We start from the raw sequence: 23,005 nt of genomic DNA, 5'->3' as shown, positions 1-23,005 counted from the left end.
ACCCCGATGCCGCACCTGCTGCACCTCGACTCGTCCGCCGATCCGCGCAGCTCCGCCTCGCGTGGGGTGACCGCCGCCTTCGTCCAGGGCTGGCAGGCCCGTGGCGCGGAGTTCACCGTGACGTCCCGGGACCTGCAGGCGGACCCGCCGCCGCACCTGCCCGACGCCGCCCTGCACTGGGCCCCCCGGTTGCGCACGGCCGAGGAGGTGGTCGACCCGGCCGCCGAGGCGCAGCAGCAGGTCTACCTGGACGAGCTGCTGGCCGCCGACGTCCTGCTGGTCGGCGCCCCGATGTACAACTGGTCGCTGCCCTCCACCCTCAAGGCCTGGGTCGACCACGTGCACGTGCTCGGCGTGACCGTGCCGTTCGGCGACTTCGAGGCGCGCCCACTGGCCGGGCGGAACGCCGTGATCGTCTCCAGCCGGGGGGCGAGCTACGACGCCGGCGGCGAGCAGGCCAGCTGGGACCACACCGTGCCGCCCCTGGAGCTCGTGCTCGGGCGCTCGTTCGGGATGACCGTCTCGGTCATCACCCTGCAGCTGACCCTGGCCGACCGGGTGCCGGCGATGGCCGACCTCCGCGACCGCGCCGCCGCCGAGGCCGATGCCGCCCGCAGCTTCGCCCAGGAACTGGCCGAGCGCCTCACCACCTGAGCGGCCGCCCCGCCCGTCGGCCGGGCCGGGATTCGCCCGACCGACGGGGGCACGCCAGGGAGCGGCCACCCACCGGACACCTCCGCCGCTGACGCTGGCAGCGTCCGGGCCTCGTCCAGGGGCCTCCCGACACCCGAGGTGTCGCCGTGACCGCAGCTGGGACCACCGCGTCGACCACCCCCCTGCCGGCATCCCGCCGCAGCTGCACCACGAACCCGACCACCCACCGCGCCCGCGAGGCCGGGGGCGACCGATGAGCTGGGTGCCGGTCTCCGGCTGCACGACCGCCTGCACGGCCGACCCGGTGCCGACCGTGGACGCCGCCACCCGGCGGCGCCGCTGGCTCCGGCTCAGCGGTGCGCTGGCCGGCACCGGCGTCGCCGCCCTGCGCGCGCCGTGGACCGGTGCGCGGGGACGGCGACGGCTGGTCGTGTGCGCCGCGGCGAGACTGCTCACCGCCGCCGGGGTGCGGGTCGAGGTCACCACACCGGCGGTGGCCTGGCCGCGGGCCGGTGTCGGGCGCGGCCCGGGACACCTGGTGGTCGGTAACCACGTCTCCTGGATCGACGACCTGGCGATGCTGACCGTGGTGCCGGGGGTGCCCGTCGCCCGGCGCGAGGTGGGCGACTGGCCGGTCCTCGGCGGCCTGGCCCGGCGGGCCGGCGCCGTGCTGGTCGACCGGGCACGCATCCGGGCACTCCCCGGCACGGTGGCGCAGGTCGCCGGCCTGCTGCGGTCGGGCACACCGGTGACCGTCCACCCCGAGGGGACGACGGCGTGCGGGGTCGAGCTCGGCCGCTTCCGCCCGGCGTTCTTCCAGGCCGCCGTGGACGCCGCTGCCCCGGTCTGCCCGGTCGCCGTCCGGTACCGGGTCCACGGGCAGGCCTCCACCGCGGTCGCCGGCTTCCTGGGCGACGAACCGCTGTGGCGCAGCATCGCCCGGGTGGTCACCGTCCGCGGCCTGGTGGTGGAGGTGCACCTGCTGCCGGCGCTCGACCCGGCCGGCGCCGACCGCCGGGAGCTGGCCGCGCTCGCCGAGTACGCCGTCGCCGCCGTCACCGAGGCCCAGCCCCCCGTGGTGGCCGCCCATCCCCGCCGGCCCCGGGTGCCCGCCCGCCGGAGGCCGGTCCGCCGGCCCTCCGTCATCCCGACCCACCCGGGAGCAGCGCGCATTGCCTGACGACGCGCTGCACGGGAACGCGCTGGAGGACGTCGTCCGGCCGGAGCCGGTCGTGGCGCGACTGCCGCCCGCCGGCGTGGGCATGCGGGTCGCCGTGGTCGCCGAGACGTTCCTGCCTGCGGTCAACGGGGTGGTGAACTCGGTGCTGCGGCTGGTCGACCACCTCGCCGTCCGCGGCCACGACCCGGTGGTGGTCGCCCCCTCCGGCTCGGGCTACGAGTCCCGCTGCGGCGCCTGGGTGGAGGTCGCGACCGTCCCGTCGATGCGCCTGCCCGGCTACTGGCAGCTCTCCGTCGCACGCCCGGCCGGCGACCTGACCCAGGTGCTGGGCCGGCTGGCCCCCGACGTCGTCCACCTGGCCTCGCCTGCCGTGCTCGGCCTGGCCGCTGCCCGGGCCGCGCGCACGCTGGGGGTGCCGTCGGTCGCCGTCTTCCAGACCGACCTGGCCGCCTACGCCGAGCACCACCGGCTGCCCGGTGGCCCGGCGGCGGCCTGGCGGTACCTGCGCTCGGTGCACGAGACCGCCGACCTGACGCTGGCTCCCTCCACGGCGACCCTGGCGATGCTGGCCCGGCACGGGATCGGGCCGGTCACGCTGTGGCCGCGGGGCGTCGACCTCGACCAGTTCGCCCCCTGGCACTGCGACCCCCACCTCCGCCAGGAGCTCGCGCCGAACGGGGAGCTGCTCGTGGGCGTGGTCGCCCGGCTGGCGGTGGAGAAGCGGCTGGAGCTGCTCGCGCCGCTCAGCGAGCTGCCCGGGGTCCGGCTCGTCGTGGCCGGCGACGGCCCGCAGCGCCGCCAGCTGGCCCGCCGGCTGCCGCGCGCCCACTTCCTCGGCCAGCTCGGCGGGGCAGGGCTCGGCGCCCTCGTCGCCTCCCTGGACCTCTTCGTGCACCCCGGGGCCGACGAGACGTTCTGCCAGGCGGTCCAGGAAGCGCTGGCCGCAGGCGTCCCCGCCCTCGTCGCCGCCTCCGGCGGTCCGCTGGACCTGGTGCGGCACGGGCAGAACGGCTGGCTCTGGGCCGGGGACGACCCCCACCTGCTGGCCGCGATGGTCGCCGGGCTGCGGGACGACCGCACTGCGTTGCACGCCGCCGCCGCGCGGGCCCGACCCTCGGTGGAGGCCAGGACCTGGGGCCGGATCGGCGACCAGCTGATCGGTCACCTCCAGCACGTACGCACCATGGTCCGCGCCCACTGACCCCCGGGGCGGGCAGGCCGAGCCGCAGCCGGGCAGGATCGGGCCAGCACCTGGTACGTGGCACCTGCACCCGGAGACCGGAGACGACGTGACCCACCAGATCCGCGACCGCGCCCCCGAGGGCACGAGCTCGCCCGTCCTCGACCTGTCCCGGTGGCGGCTCAACGCCCTGCCGGACACCCACTCCGACGAGGACTGGGACGACGACCGCGAGCTCTTCGACCCCGAGGGCAACCGGGTCGACACCTGGCGCGAGGGCTACCCGTACAGCGAGCGCATGGAGCGCCGGGAGTACGAGATCGTGAAGCGGCAGCTGCAGATCGAGCTGCTCAAGCTGCAGGGATGGGTGAAGGACACCGGCCAGAAGCTGGTCCTGGTGTTCGAGGGCCGCGACGCCGCCGGCAAGGGCGGCACCATCAAGCGGTTCACCGAGCACCTCAACCCGCGCGGGTCGACGGTGATCGCCCTGGACAAGCCCTCGGAGCGCGAGAAGACGCAGTGGTACTTCCAGCGCTACGTGCAGCACCTGCCCGCGGCCGGCGAGATCGTGATGTTCGACCGCTCCTGGTACAACCGCGCCGGCGTGGAACGGGTGATGGGCTACTGCACCGCCGACGAGTACCTGCGCTTCATGCGCCAGGCCCCGGAGTTCGAGCAGATGCTCGTGGAGAGCGGCATCCACCTGGTCAAGTTCTGGTTCTCGGTGACCCGGGGCGAGCAGCGCAGCCGGTTCATCGTGCGGCAGATCGACCCGGTGCGGCAGTGGAAGCTCTCCCCCACCGACCTGGCCTCGCTGGACAAGTGGGAGGCATACACCGAGGCCAAGGAGGCGATGTTCCTGCACACCGACACCGGGCACGCCCCGTGGACGGTGATCAAGAGCAACGACAAGAAGCGGGCCCGCCTGGAGGCGATGCGTCACGTGCTGGCCCGGTTCGACTACACGGGCAAGGACCCGGCCGCCGTCGGCACGCCGGACCCGCTGATCGTGGGCTCGGCCGCCGAGGTCCTCGAGGAGGAGGCCGGCGCACCGGTCATGCCGCGACCCGGGGAGACCCTGCCGCCCGAGCACGGCTGACCGCGGCGGCTCCGGCCGGCACGGCGCACGGGCGCCCTCCACAGAACGGCACGACGCCCGCCCCGATGGATCGGAGCGGGCGTCGTGCTGGTCCTGGGTCGTGCGGTGGCGCGGGCGGGGCCCACGCCTGGAAGCGCTTGGTCAGCGCTTCTTGTCGACGCCCTCGGTCTCGATCTCCTCCTTGCGGAGGGACTCGTCGACCTGGACGTTCTCGGTCACGGTGTCCTTCTCCAGGCGGACGCGCTCCACCGGCACGGCCTCCTTCTCCACGACGGGGGTCGTGGAGGTGAGGGTGACCTCGTGCTCCTCTTCGCTGATGGCGGGGCCGTCCATGGCCTTGCCCACGTTGCCGTCGGTGATCGGCTCCCGGGAGACCCGGACCTCTTCGTGGGTCACGGGCACGGTCTCGGAGACGTTCTCGGTCACCACGTACTTGCGCAGACGAGCCTTGCGCTCGCCCTCGCTACGGGTGCCGACGCGGAGCCGCTCCTCGGAGAGGGTCATCGCGTCGTCGGTGTTCGGGCCCGAGGTGTCGTGGCCGACCGGCGCTGCGGTCTCGGTGGCGACCGGTGCGGCGGTCTCGGTGGCGACCGGCGCCTCGGTGACCACGGCGGTCTCGGTCATGTTGTAGTGCCGGTACAGCTCGGTCTCCTCGGCCGGGGAGAGGTGCCCGTCCGAGTCGATGCGCGGGGCGTCCTTCACCGCGTCCTTGCTCACCGGGACACGCAGGCCATCGCCGGTCAGGTCCGCGTCCCGGATCGGCACGAAGGACTCCTTGGTGCCGAACATGCCGGTCTTCACGGTCACCCACTCGGGGGCACCCGACTGGTCGTCGAGGAACACCTCGGAAGCCGTACCGATCTTGTTGCCGTCGGCGTCGATGACGTCTGCGCCGATCACGCGGTCGAGGGTGTCGGTGCCGATCATGTGTTCCGCTCCTTCGTTCGGGGGTCGTACTGTCTCGCTCTCTGAACTGCCCGCCAGGAGCGCGGCAAAACAGCGATCACCCGATCGATTCAGCGACGTGGTAGTGCGTGTCGCCGGCCCACCGCCGACCACGAGCCCCGTCTTCGCAGGTCGACGTGGGTTCCTGCGAGGGACGCACCACGGATCCGACACGCCGGAGACCTGCAGGAACCGTACGCACCGGGCGTGTCGCGCCCGGATCGGGCGGCGAGCGCGCCGAGCATGGGCGGGTGCCTCCTCGTTCGCCCTACGACAACCTGGTCCACCCGCGCACCCAGAAGAAGCCCTCGCCCCAGGTCGAGGCGCTCAAGGACGTCGTCGTCGAGGACCCCAGCAGCGGGTTCGTCGGCGCCGTCGTGCGGTGCGAGAAGGACGTCGTCCACCTCGAGGACCGCAACGGCCGCGTCCGCGCCTACCCCCTCGGCCCCGGCTTCTGGGTCGACGGGCGCCCGGTCGTGCTGGTGCGGCCGAAGCAGAACGCACCCTCCGGCCCGCAGCGGAGCGCGTCGGGCTCGACCTACGTGGTCGGCGCTCGGGCGCGGGTCGCCCGGGAGGGGCGGATCTACGTCGAGGGCAAGCACGACGCCGAGCTGGTGGAGAAGGTCTGGGGCCACGACCTCCGGATCGAGGGCGTCGTCGTCGAGCCGCTGCACGGCGTCGACGACCTGCCGGGGATCGTCAAGGAGTTCCGCCCGTCGTCGGGGCGGCGGCTGGGCGTGCTCGTCGACCACCTGGTGACCGGCTCCAAGGAGTCCCGGATCGCCGCCCAGATCACCGGCTCGCACGCCCTGGTGGTGGGCCATCCGTTCATCGACATCTGGCAGGCGGTCAAGCCCTCCGTCGTCGGGATCGAGGCCTGGCCGACGGTGCCCCGGGGCGAGGACTGGAAGACCGGCGTCTGCCGGCGGCTGGGCTGGGAGGACGACACCGGCTACGTCTGGGCGCAGCGCATCCTCGCCCGGGTGAAGGTGTGGACCGACCTGGAACCGACGCTGATCGGCCGGGTCGAGGAGCTCATCGACTTCGTCACCACCGACTGAGAGCCGCCCACGCCAGCACTGCGCCCGAGGACGACCCCCGACCGCGGTGCTTGCGTGTGGGCCGACGGCAGGTCATTGTGTCAATCACTTGACTCAATGATTCAGTGGAGGACGTCGTGGCGCTGCTGCCGCTGCTCGTCGTGTTGCTCGTCGCCGTCGCCGCTGCCAGCGGGACCGGGTTCGTCCGGCGATCCCCACCCAGCCGGGAGACGACCGTCGCGGCCGCGCGTCGACACGCCTCCGTCAGCTCGGTGGCCGCGGTCGCCCTGGGCGTGACCGCGGCTCTCGGTACCGGCGTCGTCGCGACGCTGCCGGGGACACTGCAGGGAGCCAGCAGGAACGGGGTCGCCGCGCTCTCGGTCCCGCTGGCCTTCGGCATCGCGTACACCGCCGTCCTGCTCCTCGGCGAGCTGACCTGGCCCCGTCCGGAGGGCGACCTGCGGCGGGCTCGCCTGGTGCACCGGGGCCTGTTCGACGCCGCCCCGCGGTCACTGGTCGCCCTGACCACCGGAGCGCTGGTGGGCGGCGGTGTCGTCGTGCTGCTGGGAGCGCTGCTCGCCGCGCCGGACGGGCGGTCCTTCGGCGTGTCCGCCGCCGGCGGCACGATCCGCGGTGCTGCCTCCCCCTTTGCCGGACTCGCCTACGGCGGCCCCGCCGCGCTCGGGCTGCTCGCGCTGGCCCTGCTCACCGGAGCGGCGCTCCGGGTGGTCGCCCAGCGGCCGGCCGTCGTCACCGCCGACGACCGGATCGAGGCCGCGCTGCGCCGCGCGTCAGCGCACCGGGTGCTGCGCGGAACCGCCGCGACGGCCCTCGTCGTCACCGGGGGGCTGCTGGCGGTCAGCGGGAACGCGGTGCGCTCGGCCTCCTCCGGCGTCATCGCCACCGCCTCGGCCAACGGCCTCGACGCGGGGACGACGGTCGCCGCCCTGCCGTGGGTCGGCGGGATCCTCGCGGTGCTGGGGCTGGTCACGGCGCTCGCGGGCGTCGTCGTCCTCGCGGCCCGGGCGCCCGGGGTGCCGGCCGACGAGCCGATCGCCGCCTGATCGTGGCGCTGGACGTCACGGTCGACGTCGGCAGTCCGACGCCGCCGTACGAGCAGATCCGGGCTCAGATCGCCGGTTACGTGCGGGCCGGGGTGCTCGCCGCCGGCGACCGGCTGCCCACGATCCGGGCGCTGGCCGCCGACCTGGGGGTGGCCCCGGGGACGGTGGCGCGGGCCTACACGGAGCTGGAGGCGGCCGGCCTGGTCGTCAGCCGGCGGCGGGTCGGCACCGTCGTACTCGGCCAGGCCGGACCACCCGCCGCAGAGGACCGGGTGCGCGTGGCCGCCGCGGCCCTGGCCCAGGTCGCCCGCGAGGACGGTGTGCCAGCGGAGACCGTGCTCGCCGTCGTCCGGGCCGCACTCCTCACCGCCGCCCCCCGCTGAATCCGGCGCCGCTCCGACTGCGGAGCACTGTGCGCTGGGGGCCTGTTCCCGCGGCGGCGTGGGCCCTCAGCGCACAGTGCTCCAGGACGACGGCGGCCGCCGTCCCCGGTGGGGACGGCGGCCGGCGAACGGTCCAGCGGGGTCAGCTGGGGATGTAGTTGAACTCGTCCGGGTTCGGGCCGTTACGGCCGTCCGCGCGGTCGAGGCCGTCGATCTCCGCCATCTCGGCCTGGGAGAGCTCGAAGTCGAAGAGGTCGAAGTTCTGCTCGACCCGGCTGCGGGTGACCGACTTGGGGAAGATGATGTCGCCGCGCTGGACGTGCCACCGCAGGGTGGCCTGGGCCGCGGTCTTGCCGTGGTTCTCGCCGATCCGGGTGAGGACCTCGTCGTCGAGCACCTTGCCCTGCGCGATCGGGGCCCACGCCTCGGTGTGGATCTCGTGGTCGCCGTTGAACGCCCGCACGTCGTTCTGCGCGAAGTACGGGTGCACCTCGATCTGGTTCACCACCGGGCGCACCTCGCTGTCGGCGAAGAGCTTGCGCAGGTGGTGCGGGTTGAAGTTCGAGACGCCGATCGACTTGGCCCGGCCGGAGCGGTAGATCTCCTCCATGGCCTTCCAGGTCTCGACGTAGTCGACCTCGATGCCCGGCAGCGGCCAGTGGATCAGGAACAGGTCCAGGTAGTCGAACTGCAGCTCCGCCAGCGTCTGGTCGAACGCCTTGAGCGCGTCCTCGCGGGCGTGGAAGCCGTTGTTGAGCTTCGAGGTCACGAAGACCTCCTCGCGCGGGATGCCGGACTGCCGCACGGCCTCGCCGACCTCGGCCTCGTTGCCGTACATCTCGGCGGTGTCGATGTGCCGGTAGCCGACCTCGAGCGCGGTGCGGGTGGCCTCGACGGTGTCCTCGGGCTTGATCTGGAAGACGCCGAAGCCCAGCTGCGGGATCTGCACGCCGTTGTTCAGGGTGATCGTGGGCACGGTGGCCATGGGGGATCCTCCAAGCGTCGAACGGGGCTGGATGGCGGCGCGCGACACCGTGGTGCGCGACCGGCCGACCCCCCACCTACCCGGGCTTCCCGCGCCCTACCCGCGACAGATCTCACCGGCGGGTGCGGGAATGCGGCTCAGACGACGGTGCGCGCCGCCCACAGGTCCGGGAAGACCACCCGCGCGGCGCTCCGCTCCAGCCACGCCAGCCCGGCCGAACCGCCACTGCCGGGCTTGGCGCCCATCGCCCGGCGGACGGCGGTGACGTGCCGCTGCCGCCAGGTGGTGAACACCTCGGCGACGTCGGTGAGCGCCTCCCCCAAGGTGAACAGCTCATTGCCCGGCCGCGGGTCGGTGTAGACCTCCGCCCACAGCGCCGTGACGGCGGGATCGGGCTCGTGGGTCACCGTGCGGTCCCGCTCGAGCACGGTGGCCGGCACCGGCAGGCCGCGGCGGGCCAGGTACGCCAGGACGTCGTCCTCCAGGGACGGCGCGGCCAGCGCGCGCTGCAGGTCCGCGTGCACCACCGGCAGCCCGCGGTGCGGCCGGACGACGGACTCCGCCTTCAGCCCGAGCAGGAACTCCACGTGCCGGTACTCGTAGGACTGGAAGCCCGACGCCTCCCCCAGCTGGTCGCGGAAGCCGTTGAACTCCGCCGGGGTGAGCCAGAGCAGCGAGCCCCAGCTGGCGTCCAGGGACCGCAGGTGGTGCACCGACCGGCGGATCGAGCCGATCGCGGCGTCCAGGTCGTCGGCCCGCAGCTGCTGCTGGGCCAGCTCCCACTCCCGGCGCAGCAGCGTGAACCACAGCTCCATCACCTGGGTGACCACCAGGAAGGCGGGCTCGGCCGGGTGCTCGGTCACCGGCCGGACCAGCGCCTGCAGCTGGCGCACGCCCACGTACTGCTCGTACGGGGTCGCCTCGGCGAACTCGACGGTGGGCTGGCCGGCGTTGCCGGCGGCCCGGGCGGCCCGGGTGCCGGCGTCCAGCGGAGCCGGGGCGCTGGGGGACTGTCGCGTGGTCACCGCGACAGTGTCTCGCCTCGGCCCTGCCGTCGATCAACTCAGCTGTGCGGCCACCATCGGCTCCAGGGTCAGCTCGGGGCTGCGCTGCTGGAGCGAGCGCAGGTCCCACTTGTCCATGAACAGCGCGAGCAGCTCGCCGTCCTCGCGCTCGAAGACCTCGACCCCGCGGGCCGCCGCGACCGCCGGGGCGGAGGCGGCGTCGGTGCGCACCGCGATCTGGTACGGCAGGTGGTCCAGCTCGACCGGCGCGCCGAACTCCTGTGCCATCCGGTGCGCGGCCACCTCGAACTGCATGGGGCCGACGACGGCGAGCACGGGTGCCTGATCGCCGCGGCGGTCCGAGCGCAGCACCTGGGCCACGCCCTCGGAGCCCAGCTGGCCGACGCCGCGGCGGAACTGCTTGAACTTGGCGGTGTCCTTGCCGCGCATCACCGCGAAGTGCTCGGGCGCGAAGGTGGTCAGCGGCGGGAAGGTGACCTTCGTGCCGGCGTAGAGGGTGTCGCCGACGTGCAGGGCGTTGGCGTTGACCAGGCCGACGACGTCGCCGGGGTAGGCGGTGTCGACGCTCTCCCGCTCCCGGCCGAACACGTGCTGGGCGTACTTGGTGGCGAACGGCCGGCCGGTGGTGGCGTGGGTGACGACCATGCCGCGCTCGAAGACCCCGGAGGCGATCCGGATGTAGGCCAGCCGGTCGCGGTGCGCGGCGTCCATGCCCGACTGGACCTTGAACACGAAGGCGCTGAACGACGCCTCCAGCGGCCGCGGCACACCGTCGGCGTCCGGCCGTGCGGGCGGCGGGGGAGCCAGGTCGACCAGGACGTCCAGCAGCGCGCCGACGCCGAAGTTGGAGACCGCCGAGGCGAAGATGACCGGCGTCGTCTCCCCGGCCAGGAACCGCTGCTGGTCGTGGTCGGCCTCGGTGGCGTCCAGCAGTTCGTTCTCCTCGACCGCCCTGGTCCAGTCGATGCCCTCGCGGGCCTCGGCGGCCGCGGCGGTCAGCGTCTCCTCGGGGGCGATGGTGGCCCCGCCGGCCGTGCGGGTGAACCGGCGGTAGGTGCCGTCGCGGCGGTCCAGTACGCCGCGGAAGTCACCGGAGATGCCCACCGGCCAGGTCAGCGGGGTGGGCTCCAGGCCGGTGCGCTGGGCGACCTCGTCCATCAGCTCCAGGGCGTCCTTGCCCGGCCGGTCCCACTTGTTCACCACGGTGATCACCGGGATGCCGCGGTGCCGGCAGACGGCGAACAGCTTCATCGTCTGCGCCTCCAGCCCCTTGGCGGCGTCGATGAGCATCACCGCGGCGTCCACCGCGGTCAGCACCCGGTAGGTGTCCTCGGAGAAGTCCGCGTGCCCGGGGGTGTCCAGCAGGTTGACCACCGCGTCGCGGTACTCGAACTGCAGCGCCGCGGAGGTGATGGAGATGCCGCGGGCCTTCTCCATGTCCATCCAGTCCGACACCGTGCCCCGCCGCCCGGCCTTGCCGTGCACCGCACCGGCCTGCCCGATCACCCGCGCGTGCAGCGCCAGCGCCTCGGTCAACGTCGACTTCCCGGCGTCGGGGTGGCTGATCACCGCGAACGTCCGCCGCCGGGCGGCCTGCGCCAGCACCGCACCGGTCGCGGCGTCGGGGTTGCTGGCGTCGGGACGGAGCTCCGTGCTCGGGACGGTGCTCATCGTGGTGCCGGGTCTCCTCAGGTGGCGCGGACGGTCTGTCCAATGTACGGCGGCCGGCCAGGGCCGGTGTGGTCAGTGCGAGGTGGCCGGAGCCACCTCGGCGACCACCTGGTCCGGACGGCGGAGCACTGCCCACGCGGCCACCCCGAGCACCCCGGTGAGCGCGGCGCCCAGGGCCGGGACGGCGAAGGCCGCCTCGGCCCCCCACCGGTCGACCGCCGTGCCGGCCAGCGCCGAGCCGGCGGTGACCCCCACGGTGAGGCCGGTGGAGGTCCAGGTCAGGCTCTCGGTGAGCGCAGCCCGCGGCACCCGGGACTCCACCAGCGACATCCCGGCGACCAGCACCGGGGCGATCGTGAGTCCGGCCAGGAACGCCAGCCCGATCAGCAGCGTCAGAGAGCTGACCAGGTAGAGGGTCTGCGCGGCCACGGCGAACAGCAGCGCGCAGCCGAGGAACCGGGTGACCAGCGCGCCCGGCAGCCGGACCACGCCGTAGACAAGCCCGGCGACCAGGCTGCCCGCGGCGTACGCCGACAGCGCCACCCCGGCCATGGCCGGCCGGCCCTCCGCGTCGGCGAAGCCGACGACGACGACGTCCATCGCGCCGAAGACCGTGCCCATGGCCAGGTAGGTGACGGCGACGGCGACGAGCCCGGAGGTGAGCACCCGGATCCGCACGTGCCGCTGCCCGGCCACCCGGGGGGTCACCGGCGGCGCGGTCGCCTCCAGCCGGGACATCACCAGGCCGCCGACGACGCCGACCAGCAACCCGGTCAGGAAGCCGGCGGGCGGGGAGACCAGCGCGGCCAGGAAGGTGACCAGCGGCGGTGCGGTGACGAAGACGACCTCGTCGGCGACCGACTCGAAGGCGAAGGCGGTCTGCCGCTGGGCGGGGTCGTCCAGCGCGTGCGCCCAGCGGCTGCGCACCACCGAGCCGATGCTGGTGCCGCTCGCCCCGCTCAGCACGGCGAGTGCGAACCACGTCCAGACCGGGGCGCCGGCCAGCACCACCGCGACGAACGACAGCCCCAGCACGAGGTAGGCCAGCGCCGTCCAGCGCAGCACCTGGCTCTGCCCGTAGCGGTCCATCACCCGGGCCCACTGCGGGCTGGCGACGGCGAAGGCGAGCGACAGCGTGCCGGCGATGGCCCCGGCGAGGGCGTAGCTGCCCGACTCCGCCTGGACGAGCAGCACCGAGCCGAGGCCCACGGTGGCCATCGGCACGCGGGCGAACCAGCCGGCGAGGGAGAAGGCCCGGGCGCCGGGGACGGTGAACAGCCGGGCATAAGGGCTGAAGACGGTGCGGGGACTGAAGACGGTGCGGGGAGACACAGCTGCTTCTCGCGCTTCCTGGCCACAGGCGAGTGCGGGGATGCCCGCCGGACCCTCGGGTGGCCCCGCGAACGTAGCAGCCGGCCGCCGGGCTTCGACGGCGTTCACCGCGACCGCGCCCGCGTGCCGTTCCCGCACTACATTCGGGCCGTGACGACTCCCAGCCCCCTCCCCGACCCGCGGGTGCGCCCGACGGTGACCCCGGGCAGCGGCGGGCTCGTCGACCGGCACGGGCGCACCGCCACCGACCTGCGGGTCTCGCTGACCGACCGGTGCAACCTGCGCTGCAGCTACTGCATGCCGCCCGAGGGGCTCCAGTGGCTGCCCAAGGTCGAGCAGCTGACCGACGACGAGGTCGTCCGGCTGGTCCGGATCGGGGTGGAGCACCTGGGCATCCAGGAGGTCCGCTTCACCGGCGGCGAGCCGTTGCTGCGCCCCGGCCTGCCGGGCATCGTCGCGGCGACCACGGCCCTGCGCCCGCGCCCGGAGGTCAGCCTGACCACCAACGCGATCGGGCTGTCCCGGATGGCGCCGGCCCTCGCAGCGGCCGGCCTGGACCGGATCAACGTCAGCCTGGACACCCTGGACCGCGAACGCTTCAAGCAGATCACCCACCGCGACCGGCTGCCCGACGTCCTCGCCGGGATGCAGGCGGCCCGGGACGCCGGCTTGACGCCGGTGAAGGTCAACGCCGTCCTGATGCGCGGCATCAACGAGGACGACGCCGTCCCGCTGCTGGAGTACTGCCTGGAGCACGGCTACGAGCTGCGCTTCATCGAGCAGATGCCGCTGGACGCCCACCACGCCTGGACCCGCGCGGAGATGGTGACCGCCGAGGACATCCTCGCCCGGCTCACCGCTGCGCACACCCTGACCCCGGACGTCGAGGAGCGCGGTGCCGCCCCGGCCGAGCGGTGGCTGGTCGACGACACGGGGCTGACCGTCGGCGTCATCGCCTCGGTGACCCGCTCGTTCTGCGGTGCCTGCGACCGGACCCGGCTCACCGCGGACGGGCAGATCCGCAACTGCCTGTTCGCCCGCGAGGAGTCCGACCTGCGCAGCGCCCTGCGCAGCGGCGCCGACGACACCGAGATCGCCGATCGCTGGCGGATCGCGACGCTGTCCAAGCTCCCCGGGCACGGCATCGACGACCCGAGCTTCCTGCAGCCGTCCCGTCCCATGTCCGCGATCGGGGGCTGAGATGACCGCACCCACCGTCACCGTCCGCTACTTCGCCGGCGCCCGCGCCGCGGTCGGCGTCGACACCGAGACCCGGCACGCCGGCACGTTGGCCGAGCTCGTCGGCCAGCTCGCCGACGCGCACGGCGAGCGGCTGGAGCGGGTGCTGACCGCCTGCTCCTTCCTGGTCGACGGAACCTCCACCCGGGACCGCGCGTTGGTGCTCACGCCCGGCACGGTGGTGGACGTCCTGCCCCCGTTCGCCGGCGGATGAGGAGTACCCGATGAGCGTGTTCGACAAGGCCAAGGCGAAGGCAGAGGAGCTGCTGGGCCGCGCCGAGCAGGTCTACGGCGAGTCCCACGGCGACGCCGCGGCCACCATCGACGGCGAGGCCCGCCGCCTGGAGGCCGAGGCCGAGGAGGAGCGCGCCGACCGCGACCGCCACGGCCGGGACGACGACGGACTGGCCGGCGCCGGCGCGCACTGACGCGCCCGGCCGGCCAGCCGGTCGCTATCCGCGCAGGCGGATGGCGACCAGGGCGACGTCGTCCTCGGGCTGACCGTGCACGAGCCGGTCCAGCAGTTCGTCGCAGAGTTCGTCCAGTGACCGCCCGGCGAGCTCCGCGGCGGCCGTGCGCAGCCGGGCCATCCCCTGGTCCAGGTCGCCGCCGCGGCTCTCGATGAGCCCGTCGGTGAACAGCAGCACCGTCGTCCCGCCGTCCAGCGTGACCACCGACTCCCCGCGGGCGGTCTCGGCGTCGACGCCGAGCAGCAGCTCGCCCCGCCAGTCGGCCAGGGCGGCCAGGGTGCCGTCGGGGTTGATCACCAGCGGCGGCAGGTGACCGGCGTTGCTCCACCGCATCCGGGTGACGCCGCGGACCAGCTCGTCGGGGGTCTGCTCGAACCGCGCCACCGCCGCGGTGGCGTAGGTGCCGACCTCCAGCTGGGCCATCGACGCGTCCAGGCCGCGCAGCACCTCACCCGGGCCGGCGTCGCTGTAGGTCGCGATGCCGCGCAGCAGCGAACGGAGCTGGCCCATCGCCGCGGCCGCCGCGGTGTCGTGGCCGACGACGTCGCCGATGACCAGCATGGTCGCCCCGCAGGGCTGCAGGAAGGCGTCGTACCAGTCCCCGCCCACCCGGGCCGCCTCGGCCGCCGGGGTGTACCGGACGACCACCTCGGCCTGGTCGTGGGTGAAGGCCCCGGTGAGCAGGCTGCGCTGCAGCTCCTCGGCCAGCTGGCGCTGCTGGGAGAAGAGCCGCACGTTGTCCAGCGCGAGGCCGGCCCGGTCGGCGACCTCCTGCGCGGTGGCCAGGTCGGACTCGTCCATCACCCGGTCGCCGTCGAAGTACAGCGTCAGCGCACCCAGCGTCCGCCCCCGGCCGCGCAGCGGCAGCGTCACCCCGGAGTGCGGCCCGAGCAACCCCAGCAGGTCCCGTGCCTGGCCCTCGGGCATCAGGGCGGCGACGTCACCGGCGGCGGCGATCACGGTCTCGCCGAGCAACGCCCGCACCACGGGGGAGGTGACCGGCATCGAGCTCAGCCGCACGGCGGCGTACCGCTCCACCAACGGACGGCGGGCGGGGTCGACGTGCCACCAGCCGACGTCCCGAGGGCGGCCGTCGTCGTCCAGCACGGTCAGCACGCACCAGTCGCCCAGCACCGGGACGATCAGCCGCGGGATGCGGCTGGCCGCGGAGTCGACGTCCAGGGTGCCGGCCAGCTCGGCGCTCACCCGGGCGAGCATCGCCAGCCGCTCCCGGCTGGCGCGACGGTCGGTGATGTCGGAGAAGTAGCAGAGCAGGCCGTCCTCGGCCGGGATCACCTGCACCTCGAACCAGCGGTTCAGCGGCTGCGGGTAGAAGCCCTCCACGCTGACCGGTTCACGAGTGTCGAACGCGCGCCGGTAGGCCCGGCCGAACTCGTTGTCCCGGTTGGCCGGGAACGTCTCCCAGAAGTCGGCGCCGACCAGCTCGTCGCGGGGGAGACCGAGGATCGTGACGCCGGCCTGGTTCACGTAGGTGATCCGCCAGTCCCCGTCCAGGGCCAGGAAGCCCGAGGGCATCGCCTCGACGATCAGTTCGCCAGCCCGCCAGGGCATGTGGGACCTCCCGGTCATTCCGCCACCTGCGGTACACCGGAGGAGCACTCGCCCCGGGGCTGGAGTCGAGTCGGTGCGTTTATGCCATGCAGACGGCCCCGCAGGCAAGGCGCCGTCCCAGGCAGCCCACCCGTCACGGGCAGGCGACCCACTCCTCCGCGCCGTCGGAGAAGACCTGCCGCTTCCAGATCGGCAGCCGGGCCTTCACCTCGTCGACGAGCTCCGCGCACGCGGTGAACGCCTGGCCCCGGTGGGCGGCACTGACCGCGCAGGCCAGCGCGACGTCGCCGATGCCGAGCAGCCCGATCCGGTGGGAGACGGCGACGGCCTGCACCTCGGGGCGGGCGGCGAACTCGGCGGCGATCTCGGCGATGAGCTCAGCAGCGGTCGGGTGCCCGGTGTACTCCAGTTCGGTGACCGAGCGGCCACCGTCGTGGTCGCGGACCACACCGGCGAACGAGACCACCGCACCGGCCCTCTCGTCCGCCACCGCCGCCTCGTGCTCGGCGACCGACAGCGGCTCCTCTGTCACCCGGGCCAGGATCGTCTCCACGGCGGCGAAGGTACTCGCGCATCACGCCGTCGGCGGGTGGTCCAGGTCGGTGGGGTCGGCCAGCCCGGTGCAGTCGACCTCGGTGACCTCGTGGGCGGCCAGGTAGGCCCGGGCCCCCTCGTCCCCCGTCGCCGTCCCGGCCACTCCGGCCCAGTGCTCGCGGCCGAGCAGTACCGGGTGACCGCGGACGCCGTCGTAGGTCGCCACCGCCAGGGCGTCGGGTGCTGCGTGCGTGGCCAGCCGGGCCAGCGCGGCCGGCGTCATCCCCGGCATGTCGACCAGCTGCACCAGGACCGCGTCGACCCGACCGGGCCAGCCGCGCAGCCCGTCCAGCCCGGTCCGCAGGCTCGAGGCCATGCCGCTCTCCCAGTCGCGGTTGGCCAGCACCGTGGCCCCGGCCAGGTCGGCGCGCTGCCAGACCTCGACCGCCGCGGCGCCCAGCACGACGAGCACCGGGTCGCAGACCGCGGCCGCCGTCCGGACCGCCCGCTCGACCAGCAGGCTGCCCTCGTACTCGACCAGCGCCTTCGGCATGCCGTACCGGCGGCCGCCGCCGGCGGCGAGCACGAGCCCGGCCACGGGTGCATCCGACGTCATCCCACCACTCTCTCAGCGGGGGTAGACGGCGACCTCGGAGGCCTTGACCGAGGCCCAGACCTCGGCGCCGGGAGCCAGCCCGAGCTCGGCGAAGGAGGTGGCGGTGACGTCGGCGGTCAGCGCCACCTCCCCGGTCAGGTCGCAGCGCACCACCGAACCGTGCGGGGTGGCCGTGACCAGCCGCAGCGGCCACACGTTGCGCGGGCTGCCGGCGGGCCGGGACAGGTAGAGCGCCACCGACTCGGGCCGGACGGCGACGAACACCGGCCCGTGCGCCTCGGCGGCCACCGCGACCGTGCCGCCGCCGTCCAGCTCGACCGTCGTCCCCGCAGCCGTGCCGGCCAGCAGGACCAGACCGACCAGCCGGGCCACGTAGTCGGTGCGCGGACGCCGGGCGACCTCCGCCGGGGTGCCGGCCTGCACCACCCGGCCGTCCTCGACCACCACGACCCGGGTGGCCAGCGCCATCGCGTCGACCGGGTCGTGGGTGACCAGGACGGCGCTGCCGGCGTAGTCGGTGAGGTGCCGGTGCAGCTCGGCCCGCACGGTGAGCCGGGTGCGGGCGTCCAGTGCCGACAGCGGCTCGTCCAGCAGCAGCACCCGCGGCTCCCCCACCAGCGCCCGGGCCAGCGCCGCCCGCTGAGCCTGCCCGCCGGACAGCTGCCCGGGACGGCGGTCCCCGAGCCCGGTGAGGCCGACCCGGGCCAGCCAGTCCCCGGCGGTCGTCCGGGCATCGGCCCGGCGGACACCGCGGGTGCGCAGCCCGAAGGCGACGTTGTCGGTGACGGAGAGGTGCGGGAACAGCAGGTGGTCCTGGAACACCATGCCCAGCGACCGCTCGTGCGCGGGCCGGTGGTCCTCGGGGGAGTCCCAGACCTGGTCGCCGTCGACGACGACCCGCCCCCCGTCGGGAGGCAGCAGCCCGGCGAGCACCCGCAGGACGGTGGACTTCCCGGCCCCGTTCGGACCCAGGACGGCGAGCACCTCGCCGTCGGCCACGGCCAGCTGCACGTCCAGCTCGAGCGACCCGCGCCGGACGACGACGTGGGCGGCCAGGCTCACGTGACCGCCCCCCGCCCCAGCCACCGGTCGCGCAGCAGCAGCAGGGTGGCCAGCGAGACGCCGAGCAGCACCAGGCTCAGCACGATCGCCGCCTCCGGCTCGCGCTGCAGGGTCAGGTACACCGCCAGCGGCATGGTCTGCGTCGTCCCCGGGAAGTTGCCGGCGAAGGTGATCGTGGCGCCGAACTCCCCCAGCGCCCGCGCCCAGCAGAGCACCGCCCCGGCGGCGACCCCCGGTGCGACCAGGGGGAGGGTGACCCGGCGGAACGTCGTCCACCGGTCGGCGCCGAGCGTGGCGGCGGCGTCCTCGAACCGGGCGTCGGCGGCCCGCAGCGCGCCCTCCACGCTGATCACCAGGAACGGCATCGCCACGAACGCCTCGGCGATGACGACCGCCGCGGTGGTGAACGGCAGCGAGAAGCCGGTGGCCTCGAACAGCCACCGGCCCAGGATCCCCTGCCGGCCCAGCACCAGGAACAGCGCGACCCCGCCGACCACCGGCGGCAGCACCAGCGGCACGGTCACCAGCGCCCGCAGCACCGACCGCCCGCGCAGCTGCGAGCGGGCCAGCACCCAGGCCAGCGGGACGCCGAGGACCAGCGAGACGGCGGTGGCCAGCGTCGCGGAGACCAGCGACAGCCGCAGCGCCTCGCCGACGCCCGGGCGGGCCAGCTGCGGACCGATCTCCGACCACGGCGCGCGCACCAGCAGCCCGAGCAGCGGCAGCACCAGGAACGCCACCCCGAGCAGCGCCGGCACCAGCAACGGCGCCGGCACCCCGCCGTCCCCCGGCCGCCGCCACCAAAATGGCCATTTTGGTGGAACCGGGTGGGTCACGGGAGGCGGAAGCCGGCGTCGGCGAGGGCCTGGCGGCCGGCGTCGGAGCGCACCAGGTCGACGAACGCCTCCGCCGCCTGCGGGTTCGGGGCGGCCTCGAGCACCATCAGTGGGTAGCGGTTGACCACGTCGGCGGCCTCCGGGACGTCGATGCCCTCCACCGCGGAACCGGCCGCAGCGACGTCGGTCGCGTAGACCAGCGCCGCGTCCACCTCGCCGAGCTGCACCTTCGTCAGCGCCGCGCGCACGTCCTGCTCCAGGGTGTCCGGCGCGGGGGTGAGGCCGGCGGCGTCGAACACCCGGCCGGCGGCCGCGCCGCACGGCACCTCGGCGGCGCACAGGGCGATGGTCAGCCCCGGGTCGGCGAGGTCGGCCAGGCCGGTCACGTCGGCCGGGTTGCCCGCCGGGACGGCGATGACCAGCGTGTTCTCCGCGAAGACGGCCGGGGCCCCGGCACCGGGGTCGGCGACGGCGGCCAGCTGCTCCTCGTCGGCGGAGGCGAGGACGTCGGCCGGCGCACCCTGGGCCACCTGGGTCGCCAGCGCGGAGCTGCCGGCGAAGGTGAACTGCACGTCCAGGCCCGGGTGGTCGGACTCGAGCTGGTCGCCGAGGTCGGTGAAGACGTCGGTCAGCGAGGCCGCCGCGAGGACGGTGAGGGTGCCGCCCAGCTCGCCGTCCGTCTCGATCGACCGCCCGCCGTCGTCGACCCCGCACCCAGCGAGGACCAGCAGCAGCGCACCGGCCGCCGACCGCCTCACGGCACCAGGTCCTCGGCGGTGCACGCTCGCTCCGCTCCTCACTCGCTGGCGCTCGCTGCGATGCTCACTCACGGCACGTCCACGCTGACCTGGGTCGCCTTCACCGTGGCCACCGCCCGGACGCCGGGCGCCAGGCCCAGCTCGTCGGCAGCCTCCCGCGACATGAGCGACACCACCCGGAACGGCCCGGCCTGGATCTCCACCTGCGCCATCACGGTGTCCCGGACCACCCGGGTCACGATCCCGGTGAGCCGGTTACGGGCCGAGGACGAGCGGGTGGCGCCCGGCTGGGGCGCTTCGTGCAACTCGGCCGCCACCCGGGCCAGCGCGACGCCGTCGACCTGCGCCGGGCCCCCACCCCGGGTGGCGGGCAGCCGGTCGCTGTCGATCCAGCGCCGGACCGTGTCGTCACTGACGCCGAGCAGCGCAGCGGCCTCGGCGATCCGGTAGGAGGTGGGCACGCCGAGCACCCTAGTTCCGCATCTGCGGGCGGACAACAGGCGTATGTCCGCATCCGCGGACCGCGGGTCAGGTGGCGATTCGGTGGATCAGCTGCTCACCACGGCTGGTCGCCGGCCGCGGCGGTGCGGACACGGGCCGGCGGGAGGTCAGCGACCAGGCGGTGACGCGGACCAGCGCCTCGCGGATGATCCGCGAGCTCATCTTGCTCTCGCCGAACTCCCGGTTCACGAACAGGATCGGCACCTCGACCAGGCGCAGGCCGCGAGCCCAGACCTGGCGGGTCATGTCGATCTGGAAGCAGTAGCCCTGGCTCTGCACGGCGTCGAGGTCCAGGCGCTCCAGGGTGCGCCGGCGGAACGCCCGGAAGCCCCCGGTCGCGTCGCCCACCGGCAGTCGCAGGGCGGCGCGCACGTAGCGGTTGGCGGTGCGGCTCAGCAGCTCCCGGCTGTGCGGCCAGTCGGCGACGGCGCCGCCGGGCACCCACCGGGAGCCGAGCACGGCGTCGGCTCCGCTCAGCGCCGCCAGCAGCCGGGGCAGGTCCTCGGGTCGGTGCGACCCGTCGGCGTCCATCTGCGCCACCACGTCGAAGCCCTCGGCCAGGGCCCAGCGGAAGCCGGCGATGTAGGCCGGCCCCAGCCCCTCCTTCCCCGCGCGGTGCAGCACGTGCACCCGCGGGTCGTCGGCGGCCAGCCGGTCGGCGAGCTCCCCGGTGCCGTCGGGGCTGTTGTCGTCGATCACCAGCACGTGCGCGTGCGGAACGGCGCGCAGCACGCCGTCCAGCGTGCGCGGCAGGCTCTCCCGCTCCTGGTAGGTGGGGATGCAGACGCACACGGACCGAGGGTTCACCTTCCCGCCATTACCAATGCCGAGCCGGCGGACACGCCATTCATCAACATCATTTCGGCTGCTCCACCGTTGTCGGATCGTTGCACGGGAAGAGGGTTCACGTGCTGTGACCCGATCGTTATGCGTCTCGGGTGTGTGAGGGCGGTGATATCCGGTCATGCCCTTCGGCGACCGTTCACCCCGAACACAGGAGCTCCCATGAACAAGCTCGTCCGCGGCGTCTCTGCCGCCACCTTCTCCAGCCTCCTCATCTTCGGCGCCGCCGGCTGTTCCGGCGAGAACACCGACGACGACGGCACCGTCGAGGTGGAGGTGACCGAGGAGCTCACCGAGACCGAGGAGGTCGAGACCGAGGTCACCGAGACCCTGGAGCCGACCGAGACCGAGACCGAGACCGAGGAGGTCGTCGTCGAGACCGAGACCGAGCTCGAGGTCGAGACCGAGACCGAGTTCGACGTCGACGTCCCGGCCGACGAGGACGAGGGCCTCATCGACGACTGATCACCAGGTCATCTGACCAGTGAGCGCCACCGCACCACCGGTCGCGCAGCACGAGACGGGCGGCGCCACCAGGCGCCGCCCGTCGTCGGTCCGACGCATGCCACCGGGGGTCGTGCGGTGGGGCGTGCCGCTGACGCTGCTGGGCCTGGCCGCCGTCATCCGGTTCTGGGATCTCGGCGACCCGGACCGCCTCTACTTCGACGAGAAGTACTACGCCGTCGACGCCTCCGACTACCTGGTCCGAGGTGTCGAGGAGGGCCGCCCGGCCCATCCCCCCGTCGGCAAGTGGGTGATCGCCGCCGGCATGGAGCTGTTCGGCTCCACCCCCTTCGGCTGGCGGGTCGGCATGGCCGCCGCCGGCTCGCTGACGGTGCTGTTGACCTACCTCAGCGGTCTCCGGCTGCTCCGCCGCACCGCCCCGGCCGCGCTCGCCGCCGTGCTCGTCGCCCTGGACGGCCTCGCCGTGACGTCGAGCCGGATCGCCATGCTCGACGCGGCCCTCGGCCTGTTCGTCGTCGCGACGTTCTGGCTGGTGCTCCTGGACCGGGACGCGCGCACCCGGACCCGCGTGGCCGGCGAGACGCTGTGGCGGTCCTTCCTCGGCTCCCGCCACCGCTGGCTGGCCGGGGTCACCCTGGGGCTCGCGGTGGCCACCAAGTGGTCCGGCCTGATCGCCGTCGGCGTCGCCGGGCTGCTGGTGCTCGGCACCGAGCTCAGCGGAAGGGGCGAGACGTTCCGCGCGGCCGCCCGCCGCGCCGGTGCGGTCACCGGCGGTGCGGTGCTGAGCCTGCTGATGGTCCCCGCCGCCGTCTACGTCGCCAGCTTCGCGGGCTGGTTCGCCAACTACCCCGAGAGCTACGCCGCCCAGCAGGCCTGCGAGGCCGGGGACTGCGGCACCTCACCGGGTGATCGGCTGGAGACGTGGGGGCAGAGCCAGGTCGACCTGGTCGACTACCACCTCGGCCTGGAGGCCAGCCACCCGTACCGGTCGAGCCCGGTCGGCTGGCCCTGGCTGGAGCGGCCGGTGCTGGTCTACGCCGAGAGCTGCACCACCGCGCAGCAGGAGGCCGGGGAGTGCGAGGTGCCACCGGACACCCGGGCGCGCATCGTCATGCTCGGGAACCCCGGCCTGTGGTGGCCGGCGCTGCTGGCCTACCCGGTGCTCATCTGGCGCGCGGTCGCCCGCCGGGACGGCGTCGCAGCCACCGTCCTGGTCCCGCTGGTGCTGCTGTGGGCTCCCTGGCTGGCCGCGAACAAGCCCGGCTACTTCTTCTACATGGTCCCGGTGGTGCCGTTCATCGCCCTGGGCCTGGTCCGCGCGGTGCAGGCGACCCGCCGACCGCGGCTGGCCGGCGGCGTGGTGCTCGCCCTCTCCGTCGCCGGGTTCGCCTTCTTCGCCCCGGTCTGGCTGGGGATCCCGCTGGGGTCCGACAGCCTGGACCTGCGCTTCTGGCTCGACTCCTGGGACTGACCTCGGCTCCGGCAGCCGACGGCACCGAGCTGGCCCCGACGACCGGTCCGGGGCCCGGCCTGCGGGTCGTTTGTCGATCT

The 23,005-nt window shown here is 74.2% G+C and carries 25 protein-coding genes; 12 read left to right on the top strand and 13 right to left on the bottom strand.

Going from position 1 to position 23,005, the window contains the following annotated elements; all coding sequences use genetic code 11:
* Positions 1-6: 6 nt before the first annotated feature.
* From O2W16_RS05695 to ppk2, 4 genes are all read left to right on the top strand, one after another.
* Positions 7-654, top strand: a complete 648-nt coding sequence (locus tag O2W16_RS05695; protein WP_269157836.1) for an FMN-dependent NADH-azoreductase — start codon at positions 7-9, stop codon at positions 652-654.
* Between the two features lie 253 nt (positions 655-907).
* A complete protein-coding gene (locus tag O2W16_RS05690) occupies positions 908-1,834 on the top strand; it encodes a lysophospholipid acyltransferase family protein (RefSeq protein ID WP_269157835.1) in 927 nt (308 codons plus the stop codon).
* Positions 1,827-3,035, top strand: coding sequence for a glycosyltransferase family 4 protein (locus O2W16_RS05685; protein ID WP_269157834.1), 1,209 nt, complete (start codon positions 1,827-1,829; stop codon positions 3,033-3,035). Before O2W16_RS05690 ends, O2W16_RS05685 begins: the two co-directional genes overlap by 8 nt.
* An 88-nt stretch (positions 3,036-3,123) precedes the next feature.
* A complete protein-coding gene (gene ppk2 / locus O2W16_RS05680) occupies positions 3,124-4,113 on the top strand; it encodes a polyphosphate kinase 2 (RefSeq protein WP_269157833.1) in 990 nt (329 codons plus the stop codon).
* Between the two features lie 141 nt (positions 4,114-4,254).
* Here the strand turns inward: ppk2 and O2W16_RS05675 are convergent, their stop codons facing one another.
* On the bottom strand, positions 4,255-5,040 hold the full coding sequence (locus tag O2W16_RS05675; RefSeq protein ID WP_269157832.1) for a PRC and DUF2382 domain-containing protein: 786 nt from the start codon (positions 5,038-5,040) through the stop codon (positions 4,255-4,257).
* A gap of 269 nt (positions 5,041-5,309) precedes the next feature.
* On the opposite strand from O2W16_RS05675, the gene O2W16_RS05670 reads away from it, so the two are divergent.
* The 3 genes from O2W16_RS05670 (at position 5,310) to O2W16_RS05660 (ending at position 7,545) form a co-directional block, all read left to right on the top strand.
* Positions 5,310-6,119, top strand: coding sequence for a DUF3097 domain-containing protein (locus tag O2W16_RS05670; RefSeq protein ID WP_269157831.1), 810 nt, complete (start codon positions 5,310-5,312; stop codon positions 6,117-6,119).
* A gap of 104 nt (positions 6,120-6,223) precedes the next feature.
* The gene (locus O2W16_RS05665) at positions 6,224-7,162 is read left to right on the top strand and encodes a hypothetical protein (protein ID WP_269157830.1); all 939 of its coding nucleotides are present in this window, start codon (positions 6,224-6,226) and stop codon (positions 7,160-7,162) included.
* Between the two features lie 2 nt (positions 7,163-7,164).
* A complete protein-coding gene (locus O2W16_RS05660; protein ID WP_269157829.1) occupies positions 7,165-7,545 on the top strand; it encodes a GntR family transcriptional regulator in 381 nt (126 codons plus the stop codon).
* A 142-nt stretch (positions 7,546-7,687) separates the two neighbouring features.
* Here the strand turns inward: O2W16_RS05660 and O2W16_RS05655 are convergent, their stop codons facing one another.
* The 4 genes from O2W16_RS05655 to O2W16_RS05640 all read right to left on the bottom strand — a co-directional run bounded on the left by O2W16_RS05655 (position 7,688) and on the right by O2W16_RS05640 (position 12,558).
* Entirely contained in the window at positions 7,688-8,530 is an 843-nt protein-coding gene (locus O2W16_RS05655) for an aldo/keto reductase (protein WP_269157828.1), read from the bottom strand.
* 137 nt (positions 8,531-8,667) lie between these two features.
* Positions 8,668-9,555, bottom strand: coding sequence for a tryptophan 2,3-dioxygenase (locus tag O2W16_RS05650; protein WP_269157827.1), 888 nt, complete (start codon positions 9,553-9,555; stop codon positions 8,668-8,670).
* Between the two features lie 33 nt (positions 9,556-9,588).
* Complete coding sequence (locus tag O2W16_RS05645; protein ID WP_269157826.1) at positions 9,589-11,226, bottom strand: peptide chain release factor 3; 1,638 nt, start codon at positions 11,224-11,226, stop codon at positions 9,589-9,591.
* 72 nt (positions 11,227-11,298) lie between these two features.
* The gene (locus O2W16_RS05640; RefSeq protein WP_269157825.1) at positions 11,299-12,558 is read right to left on the bottom strand and encodes an MFS transporter; all 1,260 of its coding nucleotides are present in this window, start codon (positions 12,556-12,558) and stop codon (positions 11,299-11,301) included.
* Between the two features lie 150 nt (positions 12,559-12,708).
* Here O2W16_RS05640 and moaA point away from each other — a divergent pair, with 150 nt between their 5' ends.
* The 3 genes from moaA to O2W16_RS05625 are packed head-to-tail and all read left to right on the top strand — an operon-like array spanning position 12,709 to position 14,225.
* Positions 12,709-13,758 (top strand): GTP 3',8-cyclase MoaA, encoded by a 1,050-nt coding sequence (gene moaA, locus O2W16_RS05635; RefSeq protein ID WP_269157824.1) that lies wholly within the window; start codon positions 12,709-12,711, stop codon positions 13,756-13,758.
* A gap of 1 nt (position 13,759) precedes the next feature.
* Positions 13,760-14,011, top strand: a complete 252-nt coding sequence (locus O2W16_RS05630; RefSeq protein WP_269157823.1) for a MoaD/ThiS family protein — start codon at positions 13,760-13,762, stop codon at positions 14,009-14,011.
* 10 nt (positions 14,012-14,021) lie between these two features.
* A complete protein-coding gene (locus tag O2W16_RS05625; RefSeq protein ID WP_269157822.1) occupies positions 14,022-14,225 on the top strand; it encodes a hypothetical protein in 204 nt (67 codons plus the stop codon).
* A gap of 24 nt (positions 14,226-14,249) precedes the next feature.
* Here O2W16_RS05625 and O2W16_RS05620 read toward each other — a convergent pair whose 3' ends face one another.
* From O2W16_RS05620 to O2W16_RS05585, 8 genes are all read right to left on the bottom strand, one after another.
* Complete coding sequence (locus tag O2W16_RS05620) at positions 14,250-15,839, bottom strand: SpoIIE family protein phosphatase (RefSeq protein ID WP_269157821.1); 1,590 nt, start codon at positions 15,837-15,839, stop codon at positions 14,250-14,252.
* Between the two features lie 133 nt (positions 15,840-15,972).
* Positions 15,973-16,392 (bottom strand): molybdenum cofactor biosynthesis protein MoaE, encoded by a 420-nt coding sequence (locus O2W16_RS05615; protein WP_269157820.1) that lies wholly within the window; start codon positions 16,390-16,392, stop codon positions 15,973-15,975.
* Between the two features lie 21 nt (positions 16,393-16,413).
* Positions 16,414-16,989 carry a nucleotidyltransferase family protein gene (locus O2W16_RS05610; protein ID WP_269157819.1) on the bottom strand — a complete coding sequence of 192 codons (576 nt, stop codon included), beginning with the start codon at positions 16,987-16,989 and terminating at the stop codon, positions 16,414-16,416.
* Between the two features lie 12 nt (positions 16,990-17,001).
* Positions 17,002-18,051 (bottom strand): ABC transporter ATP-binding protein, encoded by a 1,050-nt coding sequence (locus tag O2W16_RS05605; RefSeq protein ID WP_269157818.1) that lies wholly within the window; start codon positions 18,049-18,051, stop codon positions 17,002-17,004.
* On the bottom strand, positions 18,048-18,887 hold the full coding sequence (locus O2W16_RS05600) for an ABC transporter permease (RefSeq protein ID WP_269157817.1): 840 nt from the start codon (positions 18,885-18,887) through the stop codon (positions 18,048-18,050). Before O2W16_RS05600 ends, O2W16_RS05605 begins: the two co-directional genes overlap by 4 nt.
* Positions 18,884-19,645, bottom strand: coding sequence for a molybdate ABC transporter substrate-binding protein (modA, locus tag O2W16_RS05595; RefSeq protein ID WP_269157816.1), 762 nt, complete (start codon positions 19,643-19,645; stop codon positions 18,884-18,886). Before modA ends, O2W16_RS05600 begins: the two co-directional genes overlap by 4 nt.
* A gap of 68 nt (positions 19,646-19,713) precedes the next feature.
* Positions 19,714-20,106, bottom strand: a complete 393-nt coding sequence (locus tag O2W16_RS05590; RefSeq protein ID WP_269157815.1) for a TOBE domain-containing protein — start codon at positions 20,104-20,106, stop codon at positions 19,714-19,716.
* Between the two features lie 67 nt (positions 20,107-20,173).
* The gene (locus O2W16_RS05585) at positions 20,174-20,938 is read right to left on the bottom strand and encodes a polyprenol monophosphomannose synthase (protein ID WP_269157814.1); all 765 of its coding nucleotides are present in this window, start codon (positions 20,936-20,938) and stop codon (positions 20,174-20,176) included.
* A 213-nt stretch (positions 20,939-21,151) separates the two neighbouring features.
* On the opposite strand from O2W16_RS05585, the gene O2W16_RS05580 reads away from it, so the two are divergent.
* Positions 21,152-21,454 (top strand): hypothetical protein, encoded by a 303-nt coding sequence (locus O2W16_RS05580; protein WP_269157813.1) that lies wholly within the window; start codon positions 21,152-21,154, stop codon positions 21,452-21,454.
* A gap of 124 nt (positions 21,455-21,578) precedes the next feature.
* Entirely contained in the window at positions 21,579-22,925 is a 1,347-nt protein-coding gene (locus O2W16_RS05575; protein WP_269157812.1) for a phospholipid carrier-dependent glycosyltransferase, read from the top strand.
* Positions 22,926-23,005: the final 80 nt, after the last annotated feature.

This window comes from Modestobacter sp. VKM Ac-2984 (assembly GCF_026967985.1).
In the GTDB taxonomy this organism is placed as follows: Bacteria; Actinomycetota; Actinomycetes; order Mycobacteriales; family Geodermatophilaceae; genus Modestobacter.
This window is presented reverse-complemented; position numbering and strand designations above follow the sequence as displayed.

Bases quoted from the DNA above. Each gene is read 5' to 3' on its own strand.
- O2W16_RS05690 (WP_269157835.1), top strand. From the start codon at position 908: ATGAGCTGGGTGCCGGTCTCCGGCTGCACGACCGCCTGCACGGCCGAC.
- O2W16_RS05675 (WP_269157832.1), bottom strand. From the start codon at position 5,040: ATGATCGGCACCGACACCCTCGACCGCGTGATCGGCGCAGACGTCATC.
- O2W16_RS05610 (WP_269157819.1), bottom strand. From the start codon at position 16,989: ATGACGTCGGATGCACCCGTGGCCGGGCTCGTGCTCGCCGCCGGCGGC.
- O2W16_RS05580 (WP_269157813.1), top strand. From the start codon at position 21,152: ATGAACAAGCTCGTCCGCGGCGTCTCTGCCGCCACCTTCTCCAGCCTC.
- O2W16_RS05625 (WP_269157822.1), top strand. From the start codon at position 14,022: ATGAGCGTGTTCGACAAGGCCAAGGCGAAGGCAGAGGAGCTGCTGGGC.
- O2W16_RS05655 (WP_269157828.1), bottom strand. From the start codon at position 8,530: ATGGCCACCGTGCCCACGATCACCCTGAACAACGGCGTGCAGATCCCG.
- O2W16_RS05630 (WP_269157823.1), top strand. From the start codon at position 13,760: ATGACCGCACCCACCGTCACCGTCCGCTACTTCGCCGGCGCCCGCGCC.
- O2W16_RS05620 (WP_269157821.1), bottom strand. From the start codon at position 15,839: ATGCCCTGGCGGGCTGGCGAACTGATCGTCGAGGCGATGCCCTCGGGC.
- O2W16_RS05695 (WP_269157836.1), top strand. From the start codon at position 7: ATGCCGCACCTGCTGCACCTCGACTCGTCCGCCGATCCGCGCAGCTCC.
- O2W16_RS05645 (WP_269157826.1), bottom strand. From the start codon at position 11,226: ATGAGCACCGTCCCGAGCACGGAGCTCCGTCCCGACGCCAGCAACCCC.